This window comes from Epibacterium sp. MM17-32 (assembly GCF_022348205.1).
Classification (GTDB): Bacteria; Pseudomonadota; Alphaproteobacteria; order Rhodobacterales; family Rhodobacteraceae; genus Epibacterium.
Genome location: NZ_JAKRFC010000004.1, coordinates 225,902 through 247,093 on the forward strand (window position 1 = coordinate 225,902; position 21,192 = coordinate 247,093).

General features: G+C 63.0%; 17 protein-coding genes and 1 tRNA gene. 6 read left to right on the forward strand and 12 right to left on the reverse strand.

From position 1 onward, the window contains the following. Nucleotides 1–57 precede the first annotated feature (57 nt). From MHM88_RS09000 to MHM88_RS09030, 7 genes are all read right to left on the reverse strand, one after another. The gene (locus MHM88_RS09000) at nt 58–861 is read right to left on the reverse strand and encodes an enoyl-CoA hydratase family protein (RefSeq protein WP_239363287.1); all 804 of its coding nucleotides are present in this window, start codon (nt 859–861) and stop codon (nt 58–60) included. Beyond that, nucleotides 858–1,352: a MarR family winged helix-turn-helix transcriptional regulator gene (locus MHM88_RS09005; protein WP_239363291.1), complete on the reverse strand. Its 495-nt coding sequence runs from the start codon at nt 1,350–1,352 to the stop codon at nt 858–860. Before MHM88_RS09005 ends, MHM88_RS09000 begins: the two co-directional genes overlap by 4 nt. Then, entirely contained in the window at nt 1,349–2,098 is a 750-nt protein-coding gene (locus tag MHM88_RS09010) for an SDR family NAD(P)-dependent oxidoreductase (RefSeq protein ID WP_239363292.1), read from the reverse strand. Before MHM88_RS09010 ends, MHM88_RS09005 begins: the two co-directional genes overlap by 4 nt. Continuing rightward, a complete protein-coding gene (locus tag MHM88_RS09015) occupies nt 2,095–4,389 on the reverse strand; it encodes a bifunctional salicylyl-CoA 5-hydroxylase/oxidoreductase (protein ID WP_239363293.1) in 2,295 nt (764 codons plus the stop codon). Before MHM88_RS09015 ends, MHM88_RS09010 begins: the two co-directional genes overlap by 4 nt. A 309-nt stretch (nt 4,390–4,698) precedes the next feature. Then, nucleotides 4,699–5,640 carry a pyridoxamine 5'-phosphate oxidase family protein gene (locus tag MHM88_RS09020; RefSeq protein WP_239363294.1) on the reverse strand — a complete coding sequence of 314 codons (942 nt, stop codon included), beginning with the start codon at nt 5,638–5,640 and terminating at the stop codon, nt 4,699–4,701. A gap of 11 nt (nt 5,641–5,651) precedes the next feature. Next, a complete protein-coding gene (locus tag MHM88_RS09025) occupies nt 5,652–6,305 on the reverse strand; it encodes a glutathione S-transferase family protein (RefSeq protein ID WP_239363296.1) in 654 nt (217 codons plus the stop codon). A gap of 20 nt (nt 6,306–6,325) precedes the next feature. After that, nucleotides 6,326–6,799, reverse strand: a complete 474-nt coding sequence (locus MHM88_RS09030) for a nuclear transport factor 2 family protein (protein ID WP_239363298.1) — start codon at nt 6,797–6,799, stop codon at nt 6,326–6,328. A gap of 129 nt (nt 6,800–6,928) precedes the next feature. Here MHM88_RS09030 and MHM88_RS09035 point away from each other — a divergent pair, with 129 nt between their 5' ends. Then, complete coding sequence (locus MHM88_RS09035; protein WP_239363301.1) at nt 6,929–7,861, forward strand: LysR family transcriptional regulator; 933 nt, start codon at nt 6,929–6,931, stop codon at nt 7,859–7,861. Here the strand turns inward: MHM88_RS09035 and nadC are convergent. Genes nadC through nadA form a run of 3 tightly spaced genes read right to left on the reverse strand, consistent with a single transcriptional unit; the run spans nt 7,858 to nt 11,361 of the window. After that, nucleotides 7,858–8,706, reverse strand: coding sequence for a carboxylating nicotinate-nucleotide diphosphorylase (gene nadC / locus MHM88_RS09040; RefSeq protein ID WP_239363305.1), 849 nt, complete (start codon nt 8,704–8,706; stop codon nt 7,858–7,860). The two genes, MHM88_RS09035 and nadC, sit on opposite strands and share 4 nt — an antisense overlap. Continuing rightward, complete coding sequence (locus MHM88_RS09045; protein WP_239363306.1) at nt 8,703–10,298, reverse strand: L-aspartate oxidase; 1,596 nt, start codon at nt 10,296–10,298, stop codon at nt 8,703–8,705. The genes nadC and MHM88_RS09045 overlap by 4 nt, the downstream gene beginning before the upstream one ends. A 7-nt stretch (nt 10,299–10,305) precedes the next feature. After that, nucleotides 10,306–11,361 carry a quinolinate synthase NadA gene (gene nadA / locus MHM88_RS09050; protein ID WP_239363309.1) on the reverse strand — a complete coding sequence of 352 codons (1,056 nt, stop codon included), beginning with the start codon at nt 11,359–11,361 and terminating at the stop codon, nt 10,306–10,308. Nucleotides 11,362–11,674: 313 nt separating this feature from the next. Between nadA and MHM88_RS09055 the strand changes: the two genes are divergently transcribed. The 5 genes from MHM88_RS09055 to MHM88_RS09075 all read left to right on the forward strand — a co-directional run bounded on the left by MHM88_RS09055 (nt 11,675) and on the right by MHM88_RS09075 (nt 19,114). After that, entirely contained in the window at nt 11,675–12,874 is a 1,200-nt protein-coding gene (locus tag MHM88_RS09055; RefSeq protein WP_239363311.1) for an ABC transporter substrate-binding protein, read from the forward strand. A 23-nt stretch (nt 12,875–12,897) separates the two neighbouring features. Further along, entirely contained in the window at nt 12,898–14,583 is a 1,686-nt protein-coding gene (locus MHM88_RS09060; protein ID WP_239363313.1) for an ABC transporter permease, read from the forward strand. Beyond that, on the forward strand, nt 14,576–15,217 hold the full coding sequence (locus tag MHM88_RS09065; protein WP_239363319.1) for an ATP-binding cassette domain-containing protein: 642 nt from the start codon (nt 14,576–14,578) through the stop codon (nt 15,215–15,217). The genes MHM88_RS09060 and MHM88_RS09065 overlap by 8 nt, the downstream gene beginning before the upstream one ends. 117 nt (nt 15,218–15,334) lie before the next feature. Beyond that, entirely contained in the window at nt 15,335–16,546 is a 1,212-nt protein-coding gene (locus MHM88_RS09070) for an ABC transporter substrate-binding protein (RefSeq protein WP_239363325.1), read from the forward strand. Next, nucleotides 16,547–19,114: a bifunctional diguanylate cyclase/phosphodiesterase gene (locus MHM88_RS09075; protein ID WP_239363326.1), complete on the forward strand. Its 2,568-nt coding sequence runs from the start codon at nt 16,547–16,549 to the stop codon at nt 19,112–19,114. It abuts the gene before it with no gap. 161 nt (nt 19,115–19,275) lie between these two features. Here MHM88_RS09075 and MHM88_RS09080 read toward each other — a convergent pair. Further along, nucleotides 19,276–19,362: transfer RNA gene (locus MHM88_RS09080), tRNA-Leu, on the reverse strand. 153 nt (nt 19,363–19,515) lie between these two features. Beyond that, nucleotides 19,516–21,141, reverse strand: coding sequence for a peptidoglycan-binding domain-containing protein (locus MHM88_RS09085; RefSeq protein ID WP_239324696.1), 1,626 nt, complete (start codon nt 21,139–21,141; stop codon nt 19,516–19,518). Nucleotides 21,142–21,192: the final 51 nt, after the last annotated feature.

The following is a 21,192-nucleotide window of genomic DNA, read 5'->3' on the forward strand; positions in this document are numbered from 1 at the left end:
CCCCGTTGTTTTCATCTTCTTGTTAAATATCCTCGCCGAAGGCGAAACACGGCGCTCTCAGTCGCCTTCAAACACTGGCCGCTCTTTGGCGACAAAGGCCTCATAGGCACGGCGGAAATCATTGCCCTGCATGCAGATCGCCTGCGCCTGCGCCTCGGCCTCGATCGCCTGTTCAAGGCTCATGGACCATTCCTGCGCCAGCATGGTCTTGGTCATGCCATTGGCAAACGTCGGCCCCTGCACGATACGCTCCGCCATCTTCATGGCTTCCGCCTCCAGCGCGTCGCCCGCCACCACGCGGTTGAAAAACCCCCAGCGTTCGCCTTCCTCTGCGCCCAGCGACCGGCCCATATAGAGCAGCTCCGCCGCGCGGCCCTGTCCGATGATGCGCGGCAGCATGGCGCAGGCCCCCATGTCACAGCCCGCCAGCCCCACACGGTTGAACAGAAAGGCCACTTTGGCCTCAGGGGCGGCAATGCGCAGATCGCTGGCCATCGCCATGATCGCACCGGCCCCGGCGCAGATACCATCCACCGCCGCAATCACCGGCTTGGTGCAATTGAGCATCGCCTTCACCAGATCCCCGGTCATGCGGGTGAAGGCCAAAAGCTCCTTCATGTTCATCTTGGTAAGCGGGCCAATGATGTCATGCACATCGCCGCCAGAGGAGAAATTGCCGCCATTGGGCACAATCACCACCGCATGCACCTCGTCCGAGTAGGGCAGCGCCCGGAACCAGTCGCGCAGCTCGGCGTAGCTGTCAAAAGTCAGCGGGTTTTTACGCTCTGGCCGATTGAGCGAGATGCGGGCAATGCCGCCCTCGATGGTGCAGTTGAAATGCGTGGTCTCATGCAGGCTCATGTCGGGGTATCCTTGGAAGTCTCACTGGAGGTCGCGGGCTGGATATGGTCCAGCAGCGCGCTCATCTCATGGATGTCATCGGCGCCGAGGCCGGCCATCATCTCGTCGATCCAGGCCTCATGCTCGGCGGCAAGCCGGGCAAACTCTGCCTCACCCGCAGGGGTCAGTCGCGCCACCTGCGCGCGGCGATCTCCGGGCACCGCAACCCGCAGCGCAAGGCCATCGTCGGTCAGCCGATCCACGATGCCTGTTACATTGCCGTTTGAGACGCGCAGAAACTGCGACAGCTGGCTCATCTTGAGGCCTTCGGGATTGCGCGACAGCGCCGACATCACATCAAAACGCGGCAGCGTGGTATTGTGGCGATCCCGCAAGCGGCGGCGCAGCTCTGCCTCGATGCTGCCAGAGGTCTTCAAGAGTTTCAGCCAGAGGCGCAGACGGGCCTTCGAGGAGGCCTCTGCGGGCAAGGTTTCCGGTTTGGCGCTGCTCATATTTCGCCCCCTGTCAGGGCCAAGGCATGGCCGTTGACCGAGGCAGCGCCGCTCGACGCCAACCACAGCGCCGCATCGGCCACTTCTTCCGGCTGCACAAAACGCCCTTGCGGATTGTCCGCCTTGAGCGCACCCGCAGCGTCCTCGGCACTCATGCCCGTCTTGGCGCGGATATTATCGATACTGCGTTGAAGCATCGGCGTTTCCACAAACCCCGGACAGATTGCATTCACGGTAATGCCGGTACGGGCCAGTTCCTTGGCCAGACCACGGGTCAGACCGACCACCGCGTGTTTTGCCGCGCAATAGGCGCTAACATAGGGGTAGCCTTTAAGCCCGGCGGTCGAGGCCACCGCGATCATGCGCCCGTGTCCTGCTTCCTTCATGCCCGGCAGCACCGCCTGCCAGAGGTTCACCACGCCGTTGAGGTTCACCGCCATCATGGCATTCAGCATCTCTGGCGGCATCTTGGCGAAAGGCACGCTTTCGGCGGCACCCGCATTGGCAAGTGCCACGCTCACCGGCCCGCGCGCAGCCGCCGCGCGCGCCACTGCGGATGTGACGCTCGCCGCGTCGGTCACATCGCAGACCTCATAGGGAAGCCCCTGCTCAACAAGGGTTTTCTCTGTGCGCCCCATCAGAGTAACCGTGGCCCCCGCAGCGGCAAAGGCCTGCGCGCAGGCCGCCCCCACCCCCGTGCCACCGCCGGTAATCAGGACGTGTTCTTGGTTCAGATCTCTGCTCATGCGCGCAAGCTCTCCGCTTCTTTGTCCGCCAGCCGCCAGCTTTGATCACGGCCCGCGTGATAGGGCAGCGGCCAGTCAGGCGCGGCGCGGTCGCCAATCTTGGTGCCCTCACGCAGGGTCCAATAGGGATCGGCCAGATGCGGGCGACCCACGGCCACCAGATCCGCCCGGCCTGCCATCAGGATCGAGTTGGCGTGATCGGCCTCAAAGATATTGCCCACCGCCATGGTGCAGATCCCGGCCTCATTGCGGATCTGGTCCGAGAAGGGCGTCTGGAACATGCGGCCATAAACGGGTTTGGCATCGATGGTGGTCTGACCGGCAGACACGTCGATCAGATCCGCCCCCGCCTCCCAAAAGGCACGGGCGATCTTGACCGCCTCGTCCGGGGTGACGCCATCCTCGCCCACCCAGTCATTGGCCGAGATGCGTACCGACATCGGTTTGCCCTCGGGCCAGACCGCGCGCATGGCGGCAAAGACCTCCAGCGGGTAGCGCAGACGGTTTTCAAGACTGCCGCCGTATTCATCGCCGCGCTGGTTGGAGACCGGCGACAGGAACGAAGAGATCAGATAGCCATGGGCCGCGTGCAGCTCGATCATGTCGAACCCCGCACGATCCGCCATCTCAGCCGCGCTCACGAATTGATCGCGCACCTCGTCCATCTCGGCGCGGGTGATTTCGCGCGGGGTGGCGTTCTGGCCCGACCATGGGATCGCAGAGGCGCTGACGATATCCCAATTGCCCTCTGGCAGCGGCGCGTCCATCTCGTCCCAACCGAGCTGGGTGGAGCCTTTGCGCCCCGAATGACCGATCTGGCAGCAGATCTTGGCATCCGTTTGCGTATGTACGAAATCCGCAATGCGGGACCATGCGGCCTCATGTTCTGGCGCATATAACCCCGGACAGCCCGGGGTGATCCGGCCCTCTGGCGACACACAGGTCATTTCCGTGTAGACCAGCCCGGCACCGCCTTTTGCGCGTTCGCCGTAGTGCACCAGATGCCAGTCGGTGGGGCAGCCATCCTCGGCCTTATACTGCGCCATGGGCGAGACCACGATGCGGCTCTTGAGGTCCATGTCGCGCAGGCGGAAGGGCGCAAACATCGGCGCGCGCAGCGGCGCGTCCTTGGGCGCACCGGCCTGATCCATAAACCAGCGTTCCGCACTCTCAAGCCAGTCCTTGTCGCGTTCGCGCAGGTTTTCATGGCTGATGCGCTGGCTGCGGGTCAGCATCGAGTAATTCAGCTGCACCGGGTCAAGATCAAGATAGCGTTCGACCCGCTCGAACCACTCCATCGAGTTGCGGGCCGCCGATTGCAGGCGCAGCACCTCAAGGCGACGCTGTTCTTCGTAGTCTTCAAAGGCGCTTTGCAGATCGGGCTTTTCATGCAGCAGGTCGGCCAGCGCGATCGCGGATTCCAGCGCCAGTTTCGACCCCGACCCGATGGAGAAATGAGCCGTTGCTGCCGCATCGCCCATCAGCACCACATTTTCATGGCTCCATTTTTCGCACAGAACCCTTGGGAAACGAATCCAGGCCGAGCCGCGAATATGGTTGGCATTGGTCATCAGTGCGTGGCCGCCCAGATGATCCTTAAAGATCTCTTCGCAGACCTTGATGCTCTCCTGCTGGCTCATGGAGCCAAAGCCAAAGGCATCAAAGGTCGCTTGCGTACATTCCACGATGAAGGTCGCGGTGTCGTCATCAAACTGGTAGGCATGCGCCCAGACCCAGCCGTGCTCGGTTTCCTCAAAGATGAAGGTGAACGCATCCTTGAAGGTCTGGTGGGTGCCCAGCCAGACAAAGTTACACAGGCGCGTGTCCACATCAGGTTTGAACGTCTCAGCATAGAGGCTGCGGGTGCGGGAATTGAGCCCATCGCTCGCAACAACCAGATCGTAGTCCTTGCGATAGTCCTCGGCACTTTTTGCTTCGGTCTCGAACTGCAAATCGACGCCCAATTCGCGTGCGCGCTCTTGCAGCAGGATCAACAGTTGCTTGCGTCCAATGCCGCAGAATCCGTGGCCAGAGGACACCTGCCGCGTGCCTTTGAAATGCAGTGCCACGTCGTCCCAATAGGCAAAATGCGCCCGGATCGACTGCGCACTTGTGGCGTCATTGGCGGCGAGATTGTCGAGCGTCTCATCCGACAGCACCACACCCCAGCCAAATGTGTCGTCGGCACGGTTGCGCTCGATCACGGTGACGTCGTGACCGGGATCGCGCAGCTTCATCGAGATCGCGAAATACAGGCCCGCAGGCCCCCCTCCCAAGCATGCTATGCGCATCTGATCCTCATCCCCAACTCAAGTATTGATGAGAAGAGGGTCTGCGTATTTCACAACAATTTCAAGCTTGAAATTTCTATTTTTAAAGTATTAGCTGTGACGCCGCGCGAGATGGGTGGCGTGCCTTATCCTGGCAGGAAGATCGTAAAATACTGAATTTGCGCCTTAATTTTCCGAACCCTCTCGAAAATCACGCTCTCGCGGCTTTGGATCAACGCGCGGCATGCCCGGGAATCTGCGGTATCCGCCAATATTTTGGGCGCGGACCGCATGGCCCGCGCCCATCTGAGTCGCACCGCAGGCCCCGGCCTACCAGGTCCCGGTTTCCGCGAGCATCGGCCACGCATTTACCAGTGGCGCAGGCCCCGGAAGCGCGTGGTCGCAATACCAGATCTCCTCAGGCTGCACGTCCACGATCCTCTCTGCACCCTGAAAGCGCGCCACACGGTCGGGGGTCCAGTCAACCGTGGCCAAACCGGTGACAAAGATCCCGGCCCCGCTGCTGAAATCGGGGATAAACAGCCCCACGCGACCGTCGGCCTCGATATTGCCAAGCGTGTTGAAAAAGCGGTTGCCCGAAAAATCCGGAAACGACAGCGAACCATCGGCGTTGATCGTCAGAAACCCGGGCCGCCCGCCGCGATGCGAGGCATCGATGCCATCGGCTGGATCGTCCGACATCTCCGCCGCGCGCGAGGCGATAAAGAAAGTATCGGCCTGCGCCACCAAGGCGCGGCTGAGCGCGTCCCAATCGGGCAGTGCGGTCGCCACCGGCGCGGGCGGATTGGCGGGCCACAGCAGATCGCGCGTCTGGATATACTGCGGGCAATTGCCAAAGCTCAGGTCCACAGCGATCTCGAACCCCTCGCTATTGACTGCACGGATGGTGCCATTCATCCGGTTGCGACGACGGCTGGACAGCTCCATGCCAACAACCCCCACTTTCGCACCGGGCCGGACATCGAGCCAGAGCGTATCGCCCAGCACCGGCCGCGCGCCCACCGCAAGACGCCGGGGATCGCGCGCACGCAGGAACCCGACCTCGCCCACGGCAGGCGTCGCCCAAACCTGTCCGCGCGCATCCAGCAGGCCGAGGAACAGCACCGGCAGGCTCTCGAAGAAATCACGGTGCTGTTGCGGCATTTCCGAACGGATGGCATGGGCCACCCGCTCTCGATAACTCTCTGCCACACCCGCCCGGCGTTGCAGGATCAGCTCACCTGCGTGAAAGACATGGTTTGCACGGGACATGCGGGCGCTCCTCAGGCGATTTCGGGAATGGGGGAGGCCTGCATCGGCACAAAGCCCTTGATGCCCTGCACCCGGTCGATCCACGCCCGCACCAGAGGATAGTCCGCAAGGCTCACGCCCCCCTCGGGCGCATGGGCGATATAGGCGTAGGCCGCGACATCGGCGATCGTGGGGCTGTCGCCCACAAGGAAGTCCCGCCCCGCGATCATCCCCTCCATCAAACCAAGGAACGCATGGCTGGCCTCGCGGGCTGCACCCGTCTCGGGCGTGTTTCCCGCGCCGATCAATGTCCGCCACCGCGCGCGTGAGGGGCCAGTTGCCACATGCGACACCGTCAGCGACAACCAGCGCTGCACCTCGGCGGCGGGTTTGGGCGCGGTCGGCAACCAATTGGTCCCCGCACCATAGGCCTGCACCAGATAGACAAGGATCGCATTGGAATCCGCAACCAGAGTGCCGTTGTCGTCGATCACCGGCACCTGACCCAACAGGTTGAGTTCAAGAAACTCCGGCGCTTTATGCGCGCCTTTCAGCAGGTCGACCTCAATCAGCTCATACGGCAGGTCCAGGATCGACAGCATCATCTCCACCCGGTGGCAGTGACCAGAGAGCGGGTGGCGGTAGAATTTGATCGGGGCGGCGTTGGCGGGGAAATCGGGATTCATCGTAGTCTCCTTGCAAGAGGTCATAGGCCGAGGTCGCTCAGGCCCGCGTGGTCGTCGGGGCGACGGCCCAGTGGCCAGTGGAATTTGCGATCTGCTTCAGTGATTGGGTGTTCGTTGATGGAGGCATGGCGTTCTTCCATCAGACCGTTCTCGTCAAACTGCCAGTTTTCGTTGCCATAGGCGCGGAACCAATGGCCGCTGTCGTTGCGATATTCATAGGCGTAGCGCACCGCGATCCGGTTGCCGTCATAGGCCCAAAGTTCCTTGATCAGCCGATATTCCAGCTCGCGCGCCCATTTGCGGGTCAGGAAGGCCTCGATCTCGGTCCGGCCCACGGGAAATTCGGCACGGTTGCGCCAGCGGCTATTGGGCGTATAGGCCAGCGTCACCTTGGCCGCGTCCCGGCTGTTCCAGCCGTCCTCAGCAAGGCGCACTTTCTCAATCGCACTTTCACGGGTGAAGGGCGGCAGCGGTGGGCGGGGCGTGAGGGTCATTTTGATCTCCAGTTGTGGCGCGGTGGTCGGCGCCTCTGGTGACAGAGATAAATCACCCCGTTGCGTAAAATAATACAGCATGAAAGAAAGAGATAATTTCAGATTTCGATAGCAATCAGGGCAAAATCCATGGACCGCGTTCAAAGCATGCAGGTGTTTGTCGCCGTGGCAGAGGAAGAGGGCTTTGCCGCCGGAGCCCGCCGGGTGGGCCTGAGTGCGCCATCGGCCACGCGAGCGATCAACGGCCTGGAGGCGCAACTGGGCGCGCGGCTTTTCACCCGCACCACCCGGCGCCTGCATCTGACCGATGTGGGACGGCGCTATCTGGACGACGTGCGCCATATCCTGACCTCCTTGCAGGCCGCCGATGATGCGGCGCGCGGGGCGGCCAGCGCCCCGGTGGGACTATTGCGGCTGACCTGCCCCAACGAGTTCGGGCGGATTTATATCCTGCCGATCCTGCTGGATTATCTGGATGAGTACCCGGAGATGCGGGCCGAACTGGTGCTCTTGGACCGGGTGGTGAATATCGTCGAAGAGGGCTTTGATGTGGCCCTGCGGATCGGGCATCTGCCCTCCTCAACGCTGTCAGCGGTCAAAGTCGGCGCGGTGCGCCGGGTGGTCTGTGCCGCGCCCTCCTATCTGGAGAAATACGGCACGCCAGAGGTTCCGGCAGACCTTGCTGCGCATCGCATCGTTGCGATCAACGCGGTCTCTTCCGCAACAGAGTGGAGGTTTGGCACCGACCAACAAGATACGGTGCGCATTACGCCGCAGCTCTGTGTCAGTACCGTTGCGGCCGGGCTGGACGCTGCGCGCGCGGGCTGGGGCATCTGCCGGATGCTGTCCTATCAGGCCGGACGCGATGTGGCGGCGGGACATCTCGCCTGCCTGCTGGAGGAGTTTGAGCCAGACAGCATGCCAATCCATCTGGTCCATGCAGAGGGGCGGCGCGCACCGGCAAAGGTACGCAGCTTTATCGATTTCGCCCGCGACCGGCTGCGCGCGGACCCCGTGCTTCAGGCATTATCATCCAGCAAGGGCTGTGGGCTGAGCGTTTAAAAATCCAAGCCCAAATCGACTGTGCGCGCCGAATGCGTGAGCGCCCCCGAGGAGATATAATCCACGCCAGTCGCGGCAATTACCGTCACCGTGTCGCGTTTGACGTTGCCGCTGGCCTCCAGCGCCAGACGCCCGGCGTTGATCTGCACTGCCTCGCGCAGCTGATCCGGCGTCATATTGTCCAAGAGCACTACAGAGGCACCGCCGACCTCCAGGACCTCACGCAGCTGATCCAGCGTGTCCACTTCGATTTCCACCGCCATCATATGGCTGGCATGCGCCTTGGTGGCGTCCAGCACCGCGCGGATACCGCCCGCAGCAGCGATATGGTTGTCCTTGATGAGGATCGCATCCGAGAGCGAATAGCGGTGATTAAAGCCACCGCCATGCAGCACTGCGAGCTTTTCCACCATGCGCAGGCCGGGCGTTGTCTTGCGGGTGCAGGTGATGCGCGCATCGGTGCCGCGCGTCTCAGCCACCATCGCCGCTGTCAGAGTTGCAATCCCCGTCAAGCGGCCCGCAAAGTTCAGCGCCACCCGTTCGCCCATCAGGATCGAGGCTGCTTTACCCTCGATCTCCATCAGCACATCGCCGGGCTGACAGGCGGCCCCATCTGCAACGAGGGTGTTCACCCGCAGGTTTGCATCGACCAGCCGGAACGCCAGCGCCGCCACCTGCATGCCAGAGACCACGGCCTCCTCGCGGGCGCGCAAGCGGGCGGAATAAGTCACATCGTCCGGGATCACCGCGCGGGTGGTCACATCGCCATAAGAGCCGAGGTCCTCCATCAGGGCGGATTTGACCAGGGGCTCGAGGATCAGGTCAGGCAGAGTGGCAAAGCTCATGGGGTCTCCGGGTGGGGTAAAGGCGCTTCAAGCAAGCTGTCGCGCAAGGTTTTCGCCGCATCCCACGTCAGGCGGGAGCGGTGCGCGAGCGCGGGCAAGGTTTCGGGGAAGTCGGACCGCTCATGCGCGCCACGGCTTTCTTCGCGCAGCAACGCGGCGGCAGCGATCATGGTGGCGGCGGTGCAGATGTTTTGAAAGCTCTCGCAATTGGGTTGTTTGGCAGCAAGAGCCGCAATCTCGCGCAGCGCTGTGCGCAGCCCATCCGCATTGCGCACAACACCAACATTGCGGGTCATGCATTGGCGCAGGGATGCCACAAGCGCGGGATCAGCGCCCTCGCCGCCGGGCTTCAACTCAAGATGAACCGGCGCGGCCTCTTGGGTTGCACCCTGTGCTCGTGCAATATCCTCCGCCGCGCGACGGGCATAGACCAGCGCCTCTAAGAGACCATTGGAGGCCAGACGATTGGCACCATGCAACCCCGTCGAGGCACATTCGCCACAGGCCCAGAGGCCGGGCAAAGAGCTGCGCCCGTCCAGATCGGTGGCGATGCCGCCCATGTGGTAATGCGCGGCGGCGGCCACCGGGATCGGCTCCTGCGTCGGGTCGATGCCATTGCGCGCGCAGGCACTGCTGACCGCCGGGAACAGCGTGATGATGTCGGCGCCAATTGCAGCCCGCGTGTCCAGAAGCGGGCGCTTGCCCGCCTGCGACTGCGCAAAGATCGCCCGCGCCACCACATCGCGCGGCGCAAGCTCCGCGTCAGGATGTTCGTCCAGCATGAACCGCGCACCGGCGGCATTGACAAGGATCGCGCCTTCACCGCGCAGCGCCTCGGTGGCCAAAGGTGCCGGGTCTTCGCCCACATCCATCGCGGTGGGGTGGAATTGGACGAATTCCGCATCGGCGATCGCGGCACCGGCGCGGGCGGCCATGCCCAGCGCCTGCCCCCGGATGCGAGGCGGGTTGGTGGTGATCGCATAAAGCCCGGCGCTGCCGCCCCCGGCCATCAAAACCGCACTGCCGCGCAGCAACACCGCAGCTGATGCTTCAGGCGCGGAAGAGATGAGCCGCACGCCCGTCACAGTGCCATCGCGGACCTCCAGCCCCTCGGCCAGCACCCCTTCTATCACCTGGATCGAGGGCGTCGCGCGCACCCGTTCGATGAGGGCGCGCATGATCTCGGCCCCGGCCTGATCGCCCTTGACCCGCACCACGCGGGCAAAACTATGTGCCGCCTCGCGCGACATCACATAGCCGCCGTCTTCGGTCCGATCAAAAGGCGCGCCAAGCGTGGTGAGATCAAGGATATGCTCGCGTGCCTCACGGGTGACCAATGCGGCGACCTCGGCATCCACAGTGCCTGCCCCGGCGCGGGTGGTATCAATGGCATGCGCCTCGGGGCTGTCGCTGACGTCCATCGCGGCAGCCACACCGCCCTGCGCCCAAGCTGAACTTGCCCCCCGCCCCAGCGGGTCAGGAGAGATCATCACCACCGGGCGCGGTGCCAGCGTCAACGCCGCATAGAGCGCCCCCAGCCCGGCACCGATGATGACGATGCGGTTGCTGTGGACCGCTTTCAAGCCCGCCATGCGCCTGTCAGATGCCCAGCTTGCGCGACAGGTCGATCATCGCCTGCACCGCGTGACGGGCCTTTGCGGCCATTTCGGCCTCAACCTCGACTTGCCCCTCCATGGAGTGCAGCGACCAGAGCACCTTTTCCAACGTGATCTTCTTCATATAGGGGCACATGTTGCAGGGGCCGACAAACTCGACCTCCGGCAGCTCATCCGCGATGTTGGACGCCATCGAGCATTCGGTAATCAGCAGCGCCTTTTCCGGTTTTTCATCCGTCACATATTTCAGGATACCGCTGGTGGAGCCGGAGAAATCGGCCTCCGCCACCACGTCCGGCGGGCATTCGGGATGCGCGATCAGCCGGGTGCCGGGGTTCCATTCGCGGAAGTCGCGCAGGTCCTTGGCGGTGTATTGCTCGTGCACGATGCAGGAGCCCTCCCACCAGACCACGTTCTTATGCGGCACATCACGGGCCACGTTCTGCGCCAGATACTGGTCCGGCGTCATGATGACCGTGTCGCTCTCCATCGCGCCCACGATCTGCGCCGCGTTGGAGGAGGTGCAGCAAATGTCAGAGGCCGCTTTCACTTCGGCAGTGGTGTTCACATAGGATACCACCGGCGCGCCGGGATACCGGCGGCGCATCTCCTCGACCCCTTCGGCGGTGATCGATTCCGCAAGGCTGCAACCGGCTTCCATATCGGGCATCAGCACCGTTTTGGAAGGGCTCAGGATCTTGGAGGTTTCGGCCATGAAATGCACGCCGCATTGCACGATCACATCCGCCTCGACCTCTGTGGCCTTGATCGCCAGTTGCAGGCTGTCGCCGACAAAATCGGAAATCCCGTGGAAAATCTCGGGCGTCATGTAGTTATGACCCAGGATCACCGCGTTGCGCTCGGCCTTCAGGTCATTGATCGCCTTGACATAAGGCGCGTAGAGCACCCAATCGACGGGCGAGACCACCCGCGACATGCGCTGATAGACATCAGACATGGCCTCGGCAAGCTCAGGGTTCGGAGTGAGGTCGTAGTGCTGGGACAACTCGTTCCGCAGCACCGGAATATCGAGCGACATGGCTGGGTGTTCCCCTCGTCTGGTCGCGGGCCGCCGTCAGATACGGGCGGCACCGAAATAGCTGGCGGCAACTCCGGCAGAAGTCGCACAACCGGTCAATCCTCGCAGATGGCACTGCGAGTGTGCGCGACTGTGCATAGCGGTCGGACCCCATGGGTGCAAGCGTCGTGCCCGGTTGAGGTACACTGCACGTCACATTTTCGTCATGTCCATGGACCTCCCGCCGCGGATCGGCAATCTGGGGCGACTGGTACGCGCAGGACGTCCCTGCCGCACCGCTACGCGTGACATTCCGAACAGGAAAAGGACGATCATGAAACGTTTGTTGTCGCTTGCCCTCGCCTTGGCGCCATTGACCGGCTGGGCGAACCCGGATCCATCAAACTGGGGCGCGGTGCTCCAGGAGGCAGAGGGCCAGACCGTGTACTGGCACGCCTGGGGTGGTTCCACCGCGACCAATGATTTTATCGCCTGGGTGGGCGCGCGTCTGGAAGAAGACCACGACATCACCCTAAATCATGTGAAACTGGAGAACACCGCCGATGCGGTGACGCGGGTGCTGACAGAGAAATCCGCAGGCCAGGACGAGGATGGTGCGGTGGACCTGATCTGGATCAACGGCGCCAATTTTGCCGCGATGAAAGACGCCGACCTGCTGTTTGGCCCTTTCGCCGAGGCGCTGCCGAACTGGCAATATGCGGACACCGAAAACAAGACCCTGCAACATGATTTCACCGTTCCGACCGAGGGTTATGAGTCCCCGTGGGCGATGGCGCAGGTGGTATTCATGCATGACACCGCCGATCTGCCCGCGCGCCTGGGGTCGATGGATGCGCTCCTGGACTGGGCCCGCGAACACCCCGGTCGCTTCACCTATCCGCAGCCGCCCGATTTCCTCGGCACGACCTTCCTGAAACAGGCGCTGGTCGATCTGAGCGATGATCCCGAGGCGCTCGCGGCCCCCGTCAATGAAGACAATTATGTCGAGGTGACGGCGCCGCTCTGGGCATTTCTTGAGGAACTGACGCCGCTGTTGTGGCGCGAGGGGCGCGCCTACCCGCCCACCGGCCCGCGCCAGCTGCAACTGATGAATGATGACGAGATCGATCTGGCGATTTCCTTCAGCCCCGGCGAGGCCAGCACCGCGATCGCCAATTATCAACTACCTGAAAGCGTGCGCACCTTCGTGCTCGACAAGGGCACCATCGGCAATGCGTCCTTCGTGGCGATCCCCTACAATTCAGGGTCCAAGGCTGCCTCCATGGTGGTGGCAAACTTCCTGATGTCGCCCGAGGCCCAGTTGCGCGCCCAGGACCCGGATGTGCTGGGCTATGGCACCGTGCTTGACATGAACGCATTGCCGGTGCACGACCGCGCCGCTTTCCGCACGCTGGACCTGGGGGTTGCAACACTGTCGCCCGAAGAACTGGGCGCCGTGCAACCGGAACCGCATCCGAGCTGGATGACCCGCATTGCCGAAGACTGGGTGGCCCGCTACGGCGTTGGCAATTGACCTCCTTGCCGGTCTGACCCCCGATGCGCCTGCCCCCAGCCCTGCCGGCCCTGACCATCCTTGCCCTGCTTGGGCCGGTGCTGGCGGGGCTGTGGGGCACGCTGAGTGCCGCCCTCGGCCACCTGCCCGCCGCCGGGCTGAACGGCCCGTCGCTGATCGCGTTTCAGGCGCTGTGGGAGTGGCCGGGGCTGGCATCCTCCGTGCGTCTCAGCCTCGGAACCGGGGTGCTGGCGACGGTGATCTCTCTGGTCGTCACCATGCTGCTGCTGGCAGGGTGGTCGGGAACCCGTGCCTTTCGCGCGCTCCTGGGGGTGCTGTCCCCGCTTCTGTCGGTGCCACATGCGGCGGCGGCCTTCGGGCTTCTGTTCCTGATCCAGCCCTCGGGGTGGATCGCCCGCCTGCTCAGCCCCTGGCTCACCGGCTGGCAGCGCCCTCCCGATCTGTTGCTGGTGCAGGACCCCATGGGCGTCGCGATGGTATTGGGGCTGGTGGTAAAGGAAGTGCCGTTTCTGCTGCTGATCAGCCTCGCGGCTCTGGGACAGATCGATGCGTCGCGGCGCCTGCAGGTGGCGCAGGCTCTGGGATACGGGCGTGTTACCGCTTGGATTTACAGCGTATTCCCCGCCCTTTACGCGCGCATTCGGCTGCCGGTTCTGGTGGTTTTGGCCTATTCGATGTCAGTGGTCGATGTGGCCGTCATCCTCGGCCCCAACACGCCGCCGCCACTGTCGGTGCAGATCGTGCGCTGGATGGGTGACCCCGATCTGACGCTGCGCACTGTTGCCTCTGCCGCCGCCATTCTGCAGTTCGGCCTGGTTGTCCTGGCGATTGCCCTCTGGTTCGGCGCGGAACGTCTGCTGGCGCGGACCGGGCTGCGGAGCGCCTATCGCGGCAGACGTGGCAGCCATGACCGCATGGTGCGCGCGGTGGGGTTTGTCTCCGGCGGCGTGATCGTCGGGGCTGTACTTCTTGGGCTCCTTGGTCTGTCGCTCTGGTCGGTCGCGGCGCGGTGGAGCTTTCCGGACGTGCTGCCGGATGGTCTCTCCCTGCGCAGCTGGCAGCGCAATGGCACCGCCTTGTTGCCCCCTCTTGCCACCACATTCACCATCGCCCTCGCGGCCACGGCAGCCGGCTTGCTGCTGACGCTCGGGTGCCTTGAAACCGAACAGCGCCGTCAGCTGACGCTGACACAAAAGGGGCTGTGGCTGCTCTACCTGCCCTTGTTGGTGCCCCAGACCGCGTTCCTGCCGGGCATGCAGACCCTGTTGCTCAACCTGGGTGTTGATCGGTCACTTGGCGCGGTGGTTCTGGCGCATCTGGTGTTTGTGCTGCCCTACCTGCGGCTTGCCCTCGAAGGCCCCTATCGCAACTGGGACCCGCGCCAGGCTGCCGTGGCCGCGACCATGGGCGCCTCGGACAACCGGATTTTCCTCACCCTGCGTCTGCCGATGTTGCTGGCGCCGATCCTCACCGCCTGCGCCGTGGGCATGGCCGTCTCCGTCGGACAATACCTGCCGACCCTGCTTGTGGGCGGTGGCCGGGTGCAAACCCTCACCACCGAAGCCGTCGCCTTGGCAGCCGGCGGCGACAGGCGCGCCATCGGTGCCTATGCGCTGGCCCAAACTGCCGCAGCCCTGCTGCCGTTTGCGCTCGCGCTGGCGGTCCCGATGCTGGTCTGGCGCAACAGAAAAGGGTTGCATCATGCCTGACGGGCTGCGCCTCGATAACCTGACCCTGTGGCGCGACGAGAACGCGCTGCTGTCTCTGGATCTGCTGGTCCGCCCGGGCGAGGTCACCAGTCTCATGGGGCCCTCCGGGGTGGGCAAATCAACCTTGCTCGCTGCGATCACGGGACAACTGCCCCCAGGATTCAGCACCAAAGGCGACATTCGCCTGAACGACCGATCCTTGCTCGGCCGCCCTCCGCAGGCGCGCCGCGTCGGTATCCTGTTTCAGGATCACCTGCTGTTCCCGCACCTGAGCGTTGGAGGCAATCTGGCGTTTGGCCTGGCCCCCACGATCCCGCGCCGAGACCGTCGCGCCCGGATCGAGGCCGCCCTCGACGCCATCGGGCTGACCGGGTTTCACGATCGGGATCCCGAAACGCTCTCCGGCGGGCAAAAGGCGCGTGTCGCCCTGATGCGCATGCTGCTGTCCGCACCCTCCGCCCTGCTGCTGGATGAACCCTTTTCAAGGTTGGATACCGATCTGCGCGACCAGATGCGCAGGCTGGTGTTTTCCCACGCAGCAGAGCGCCGATTGCCGACGCTGTTGGTGACCCACGATGCCGCCGACGCCGACGCAGCGGGAGGGCCCGTTATCCATCTGCCCGCAACACAGTAGCCCGCGCCCGCCGCCACCGCCACTGCACCGGAACTTTCCCTCAGGCGCTTTGCCCTTCCTTAACTTGCCCCGCCTAAGCTCGGCCCTGTACGTCGTGTTGCTGAGTGAGAGTTTGAGATGTTCCGCCGCGCCATAATCTGGCTTGCCTGCCTCCTAGCTGCCGTGTCGACCTCGGCCGCAGAACCGCTGGAAATCTTTATCGACGCGGATTTTTCCAAGAGCACGGCCTCCGCCACCTCGATCACGCTGGGCGTCCGCACCGCGCTTGACGAGGTCGGACATCGGATCGGCGGTCAGGATGTCATCCTCCGATCAATGGATCACCGGGGCAATGTCAAACGGTCCTTCCGCCACATGCAGGATCTTCAGCGCAATGAGAACGCCTTGCTGATGATCGGCGGCATGCAATCGCCGTCGTATCTGACCCACCGTGATTTCATAAACGAAAACAGACTGCTGACCCTCCTTCCCTGGTCTGCCGCCGGGCCGATCACCCGCGCGGCGGAGGGGCGGGAGAACTGGATCTTCCGGCTCTCTGTCGATGACACCAAATCGGGCCGGTTTCTGGCCGACGCCGCGGTGACGGACGCCGGTTGCGAGTCCATTTCCTTGCTGCTGCTGGACACCGGGTGGGGCAAGGCCAATCATGGCCCGCTGGTCGCTGCGCTGGATGCCCAGGGGATCCCCCCGCAATCTGTCAATTTCTTCGCCAACTCGATCGGCGAAGCCGCGGCAGGCACCCTGGCGGAGCGTCTGTCCCGGAATCCGCCGGAATGCATCATCATGCTGTCGAACTGGCAAGGCGGCGCTCTTTTGGTCAATGCCCTCCACCAACATCTGCCCGAGGTTCGCCTGTTCAGTCACTGGGGCATCATGGGCGGTGCCTTCAGCCGGCTTGTGCCGCATGAGGTTCGCAATGCGCATGGCTTGTCTGTGCTGCAAACCTGCGGGTTGCGGCGGGAACAGGCGGGCAATCAAGTCCTGCGGGCGGCGCTCTCGCGCGCCCTCGAAAGCGAAACCGGCAACCTTGCGGACCTGCCCGCCCCGACAGGGTTTGTCCACGGCTACGATCTGACACGCGTGCTGATCGCGGCGGCCGAACAGGCCGCGACAACACCGGGCTGGTCCGGCACCGTTCAGCAAAAGCGCATGGCGCTCAAGACTGCGCTGGAACAACTGCACCACCCCGTCGAGGGGATCCTGAAAACCTACTCCATGCCCTTCGCACCCTATACCGCGCAGACACCGGATGCCCATGAAGCACTGGGTTTGGGGGACATGTGCCTGGCCCGCTTCAACTCCGCCGGCCAACTCGTGGACATGCACTGAATGCCAACCGATCACAAACTCCGATCAGCCACCATCGCACGGCGGTTCTGGCTGCTCAATCTGTTGATCCTGACCCTGACCATGATCAGCTCTGCCCTGGCGGTGCGCTTTGTCGCGCTACCCTTTTTTCGCAGCTATCAACACGAGGCGATCCAGGCCCAGGCCCAGGATTCAGCGGCCCATCTGAACGCATTGCTCATGCACAATCGGTCCATGCTGTCGATGATCGCGCAGGACTCCAACCTGGTGAACATCGCACTGGGGTTCAACAACAACGCGCGCTACCTGCCGGATCTTCTCGACGACTTGCAGATGCCGGAGACGCTGTTGTGGGTGACCTTCTACGACGCGTTCAACGCGCCTCTGTCGCATTACAATGCACCGGGCCATCCGGGTCAGCTGCGGTTTGGTGCACATGAAATCCGCGACCTGCTGAAACAGAGCCAGGAGGCCACGCCGCCTGATCGCTTGCCGGTGCTGCTCAAGGCCAGCGGCACCGAGGCCTTTGTCGTGATGGCGACACCTGTCCTTCACCAGGGGTATGTCGAAGGCGTCCTCGTGAGCGGCTACAGGCTCGCCACGGACCAGATTTTTCCCGCCAACGGAATTGCCACGCGGACCTACCTCGTGCAGCCGCTCAGCGGGATCCTGCAACGCAGCACTGCCCAGGTGCGGGCCCTGAGCGACTTCCGCTTGTCGGTCGCCCTGGTTCCGGACGAGGCTGCCGTGCTGTCAGCCGGACGCGCGGTGATGGCCAACAGCATGACCGCGATCGCGGTGGTTCTGATCGGCGGCTTCGGTCTGTTTGCATTGGTCGGCAAGGCGGTGATCGTTGCCCCCCATCGCAAGCTCGAAGCCAAACAGGCCGAACTGCGCGAACTCGCCGCCATCGCGGAACGCGCCAGCGATTCGATCTCGATCACCGACATCGAAGGCCGGCTGGTCTGGGCCAACCCCTCCTTCGAGAAACTCACCGGCCATCTGGTCGAGGATGTCCGCGGCCTGAAACCCGCAAAATTTCTGCAAGGTCCGGACACGGATCCCTATACCAGAGGCCGGATTCGCAATGCGTTGGAGGCGCGTGAGGCAATCCAGGTTGAGATCCTCAACTACCGTTGCGACGACAGCCCCTACTGGATCAGCCTCAGCATCTCGCCGCTGCAGACGGATCGCGGCACGCACTACGGGTTCATGGCGATTTCAAACGACATCACAGAAGCCCGGGCCCAGCGCGAGGCGATCGTGGCTGCAAAACTGGAAATTGAACATCAGGCCTTGCACGATCCGCTTACCGGGCTGCCCAACCGGCGCGCATTGGACAACGCGCTGCAGGACCGCGCCGATGACAGCACGCAGCATTCGACCATAATCCGCATCGACCTCGATCATTTCAAATACGTGAATGACACCATGGGCCATGATGCGGGTGATTTCATCCTGTGCGAGGTGGCACGGATTCTGCGCGAGGAAACCAAAGCGACGGATATTGCCGCCCGCGTAGGCGGGGACGAATTTGTGCTGCTGCTTTCGCCCGGGGCGACCTCTGAGGAGGGTCGACATCTCGCGCAGCGCATGTTGGATCGGATCAAGATACCCAAGTATTTCGACAGCAAGTCGATCCGCGTTGGCGCAAGCTTTGGCGTCGCCAGCACCCATGAGGATCTGCTAGATCTGGATCAGCTCATCATCGGCGCGGACGCGGCGCTCTACGCGGCCAAGGATGCCGGCCGCAATCGCATCCGTATCTACACCGAGACCCTGCACCACATGGTTCTGGAGCGCCGGACCCTGGCCCGGGAATTGCGCCGCGCGGTGGCACGGCAGGAATTTGTGCCGTTCTTCCAACCACAGTTTGACGCCCACACCCACGAGATCGTCGGTGTCGAAACGCTGGTACGCTGGGACTCACCGGAACTGGGGCTGTTGCCACCGGGCCAATTCCTGCCCGTGGCCGAACAGCTGTCGCTGGTCGAGGACATCGACAACCAGATCTTTGCAAAGGCGATGAAGCAAACCGACAGCCTGCGGCCGCTCGGCATCCAGATCCCCAAGGTGTCCGTCAATGTCACGGTGGAGCGCATCCACAACGACCAGGTGTTCGAACAGATCAGGGCGCAGCGCAAAGACGGCCCAAAAATCGTGTTCGAGATCCTCGAATCCGTATTGGTCGAAGAACAAAGCGACCTGTTCCGCTTTGGGCTGGATCGGCTGCGAGAGGCCGGCGTGCAAATCGAAATCGATGATTTCGGCTCCGGGCACGCTTCGATTGTCGGGCTGATGCATCTGCAACCGGATGCGATGAAGATCGATCAACGGCTGATCCGCCCGATCCTGAATGACCCTATCGCCCTGGGATTGCTGCAACATATCGTGGGGATGGCCAATCTGATGGATCTGAGGATCGTGGCCGAAGGAGTTGAAACCCTGGAACACGCTCAGGTGCTCCGGGATATTGGCTGCCATACGTTGCAAGGCTATGCCTTCTGCAAACCGCTTCCGATCAAGGACCTGAAGGTTTTCATTCTGCAACACGAGGCGCGTCTCCGCCTGCAATCACGCAGCTCCTGACAGGGCTGGCCACCCGCCCCCTAGGCGGCCTAAATCAAGGCAAACACTAGGCCCGTTGCAACACCTTCGCACGGGCATGCGCCTTCTGACAGGCAACAGCCGCAAAGAGGTCAAAAAGACTAATCTGATTGAAAACCCAGTCGCCAAACCTGTTGGCAAGTTGGTGCGGTCGAGAAGACTCGAACTTCCACGGGAGTTACCCCACAGCGACCTCAACGCTGCGCGTCTACCAATTCCGCCACGACCGCACTGTCTGTGACTTGGTGAAGGGGCGTATAGAACACGCGTTCCGGGATGTGAAGAGGGAAAACGAAAATTTCTCGTGTTTTCTGTGGTGCTTGAAAAAACGCCCCGGCCAAACCGGCCGGGGCGCTTCTAAGACTTTGACGGAAAGTCTAAATTCAGTTCCCGTCACCAAAGGTCGGCAACGACGAGGCCCCGCTTGATGCCTGTACCGGCTTGGGCAGCGTCGGCTGGGTCAAGCCTTCGGACGCGGCTTTTACCAACGCGACACGCTCTGGTTGGCCCGGCGCAAATACGGGATCGGACCCGGCCTCCAGCGCGGACACCGCAGTGCCGTACCAGGCCTGGGCGCGGCCATGGTCCACCGCTGCCCCAAAACCCAAGGCCATATGGTGACCAATCAGCTCCGCGTAGGGTTGCTGTCCAAGCCCGACAAGCAGCAGCCCCGCCCCAAGCGCCACGTCCATGTTGTCGCGACGATACCCGGAGAAGAGGCAGATCTCGGCGGTGTTCTGCAACTGCTCGACCGACATATTGGACTGCAGGATGAACTTCTGCACATTGGCCACCACGGAGGCGCTGTCCTTGCTGCCCAACTGCGCCACATGAGGTTGCAACACCGGACCAAACTGGTCGCATTGCGCATCGACCTGCGAAGAGGTCACGCCCTGAAGCCCGGCGACCAGTGTTTCGCCACGATTGATCGCGTAGGACCGGGCCAGACAGAACTGCTCTCCCAGCGCCAGCTCGGGGTCGGTGATGTTGGACACCGTCATATAACCGCCGTTGGAACTGGTCAGCAGGCTCACCTTGCTGCAATGGCTGGTGAGCGATGCAGCCTGCGGTGCGGGCGCGTCAAAGAGCGTGAGGCCACCAAGCCCCCCCTGCGCGCCGCCGGACGCCAGAACGGTGCCATTGCCTTGCGGCGCTGGAGCCGGTGCTGGTGCCACCGCCTGTGGCGCAACACTCGCCACAACCGTGGGCGCTTCGACGCGGTCACATTCGCCGCGCGTACAGGTGAAATCCGCCGTGGTGATGCCGCTGGCGGTGAAATCATTGCGCTCGTAGCCCTGCGGCGTCGAGGCAAACACCATCACCGTGCAGGAGGCACCGCCGTTGCTGCACCAGTAGGGAATACCCGCAGCAGCCGTATCGATGAGATAATCGTTGCGCCCATCCCGGTTCAGATCCGCAAGCTGCATGAAGCCGCTGCGCTGCAACAGCTGTTCTCCCGTGGGGTCGCCTGCGGCAGCGATTTCATCCACCGTGTTCGACACCTCGATCGGCAGGCCTGCGTAGCCATAGCCACCGGCAGAGCCCCCCGCCGGGGCGCCATGCCAGGTTTTCAGCACCGCGCGAATGCCCTGCGGGCTCTGCATTGCCTTGGCGACCTGTGGGCCGCCGACCAGGGCGCGGTTGTAAGATGTCACCAGGAAATCCCGCTCATATTGAGTCAGGTTGCCGGTCTGCGGAAAGCCCATGTGCATCTGGTACTGCCGCGCCGCTTCGCGCGAGCGGCGCCCGAACACACCATCCGGGGTGCCCGCGGGAAACCCGAAATAGTTCAGCGCCGTCTGGGTTTCCCGATTGTGGGCCCGTGTGGCGCTGCTGGATGTGGACCGCACCACCGTGCGCCTTTTGTTCTTGTTGACCTCATTGACGATCACGCCCCCGAGCAGGCCGCCAACCAGGGCCGCGCCGAGGTTATCCGCCGCCACAGGGGCCGCCGCTGTTGTGGTCAAAAGAGACGCCGCCGTTAAAGCTCGAATGAATTTTGTAGACATGGAATAATACCTCGCACTCACCCCACAGGGAACCTATGTGAGAACCAGAAT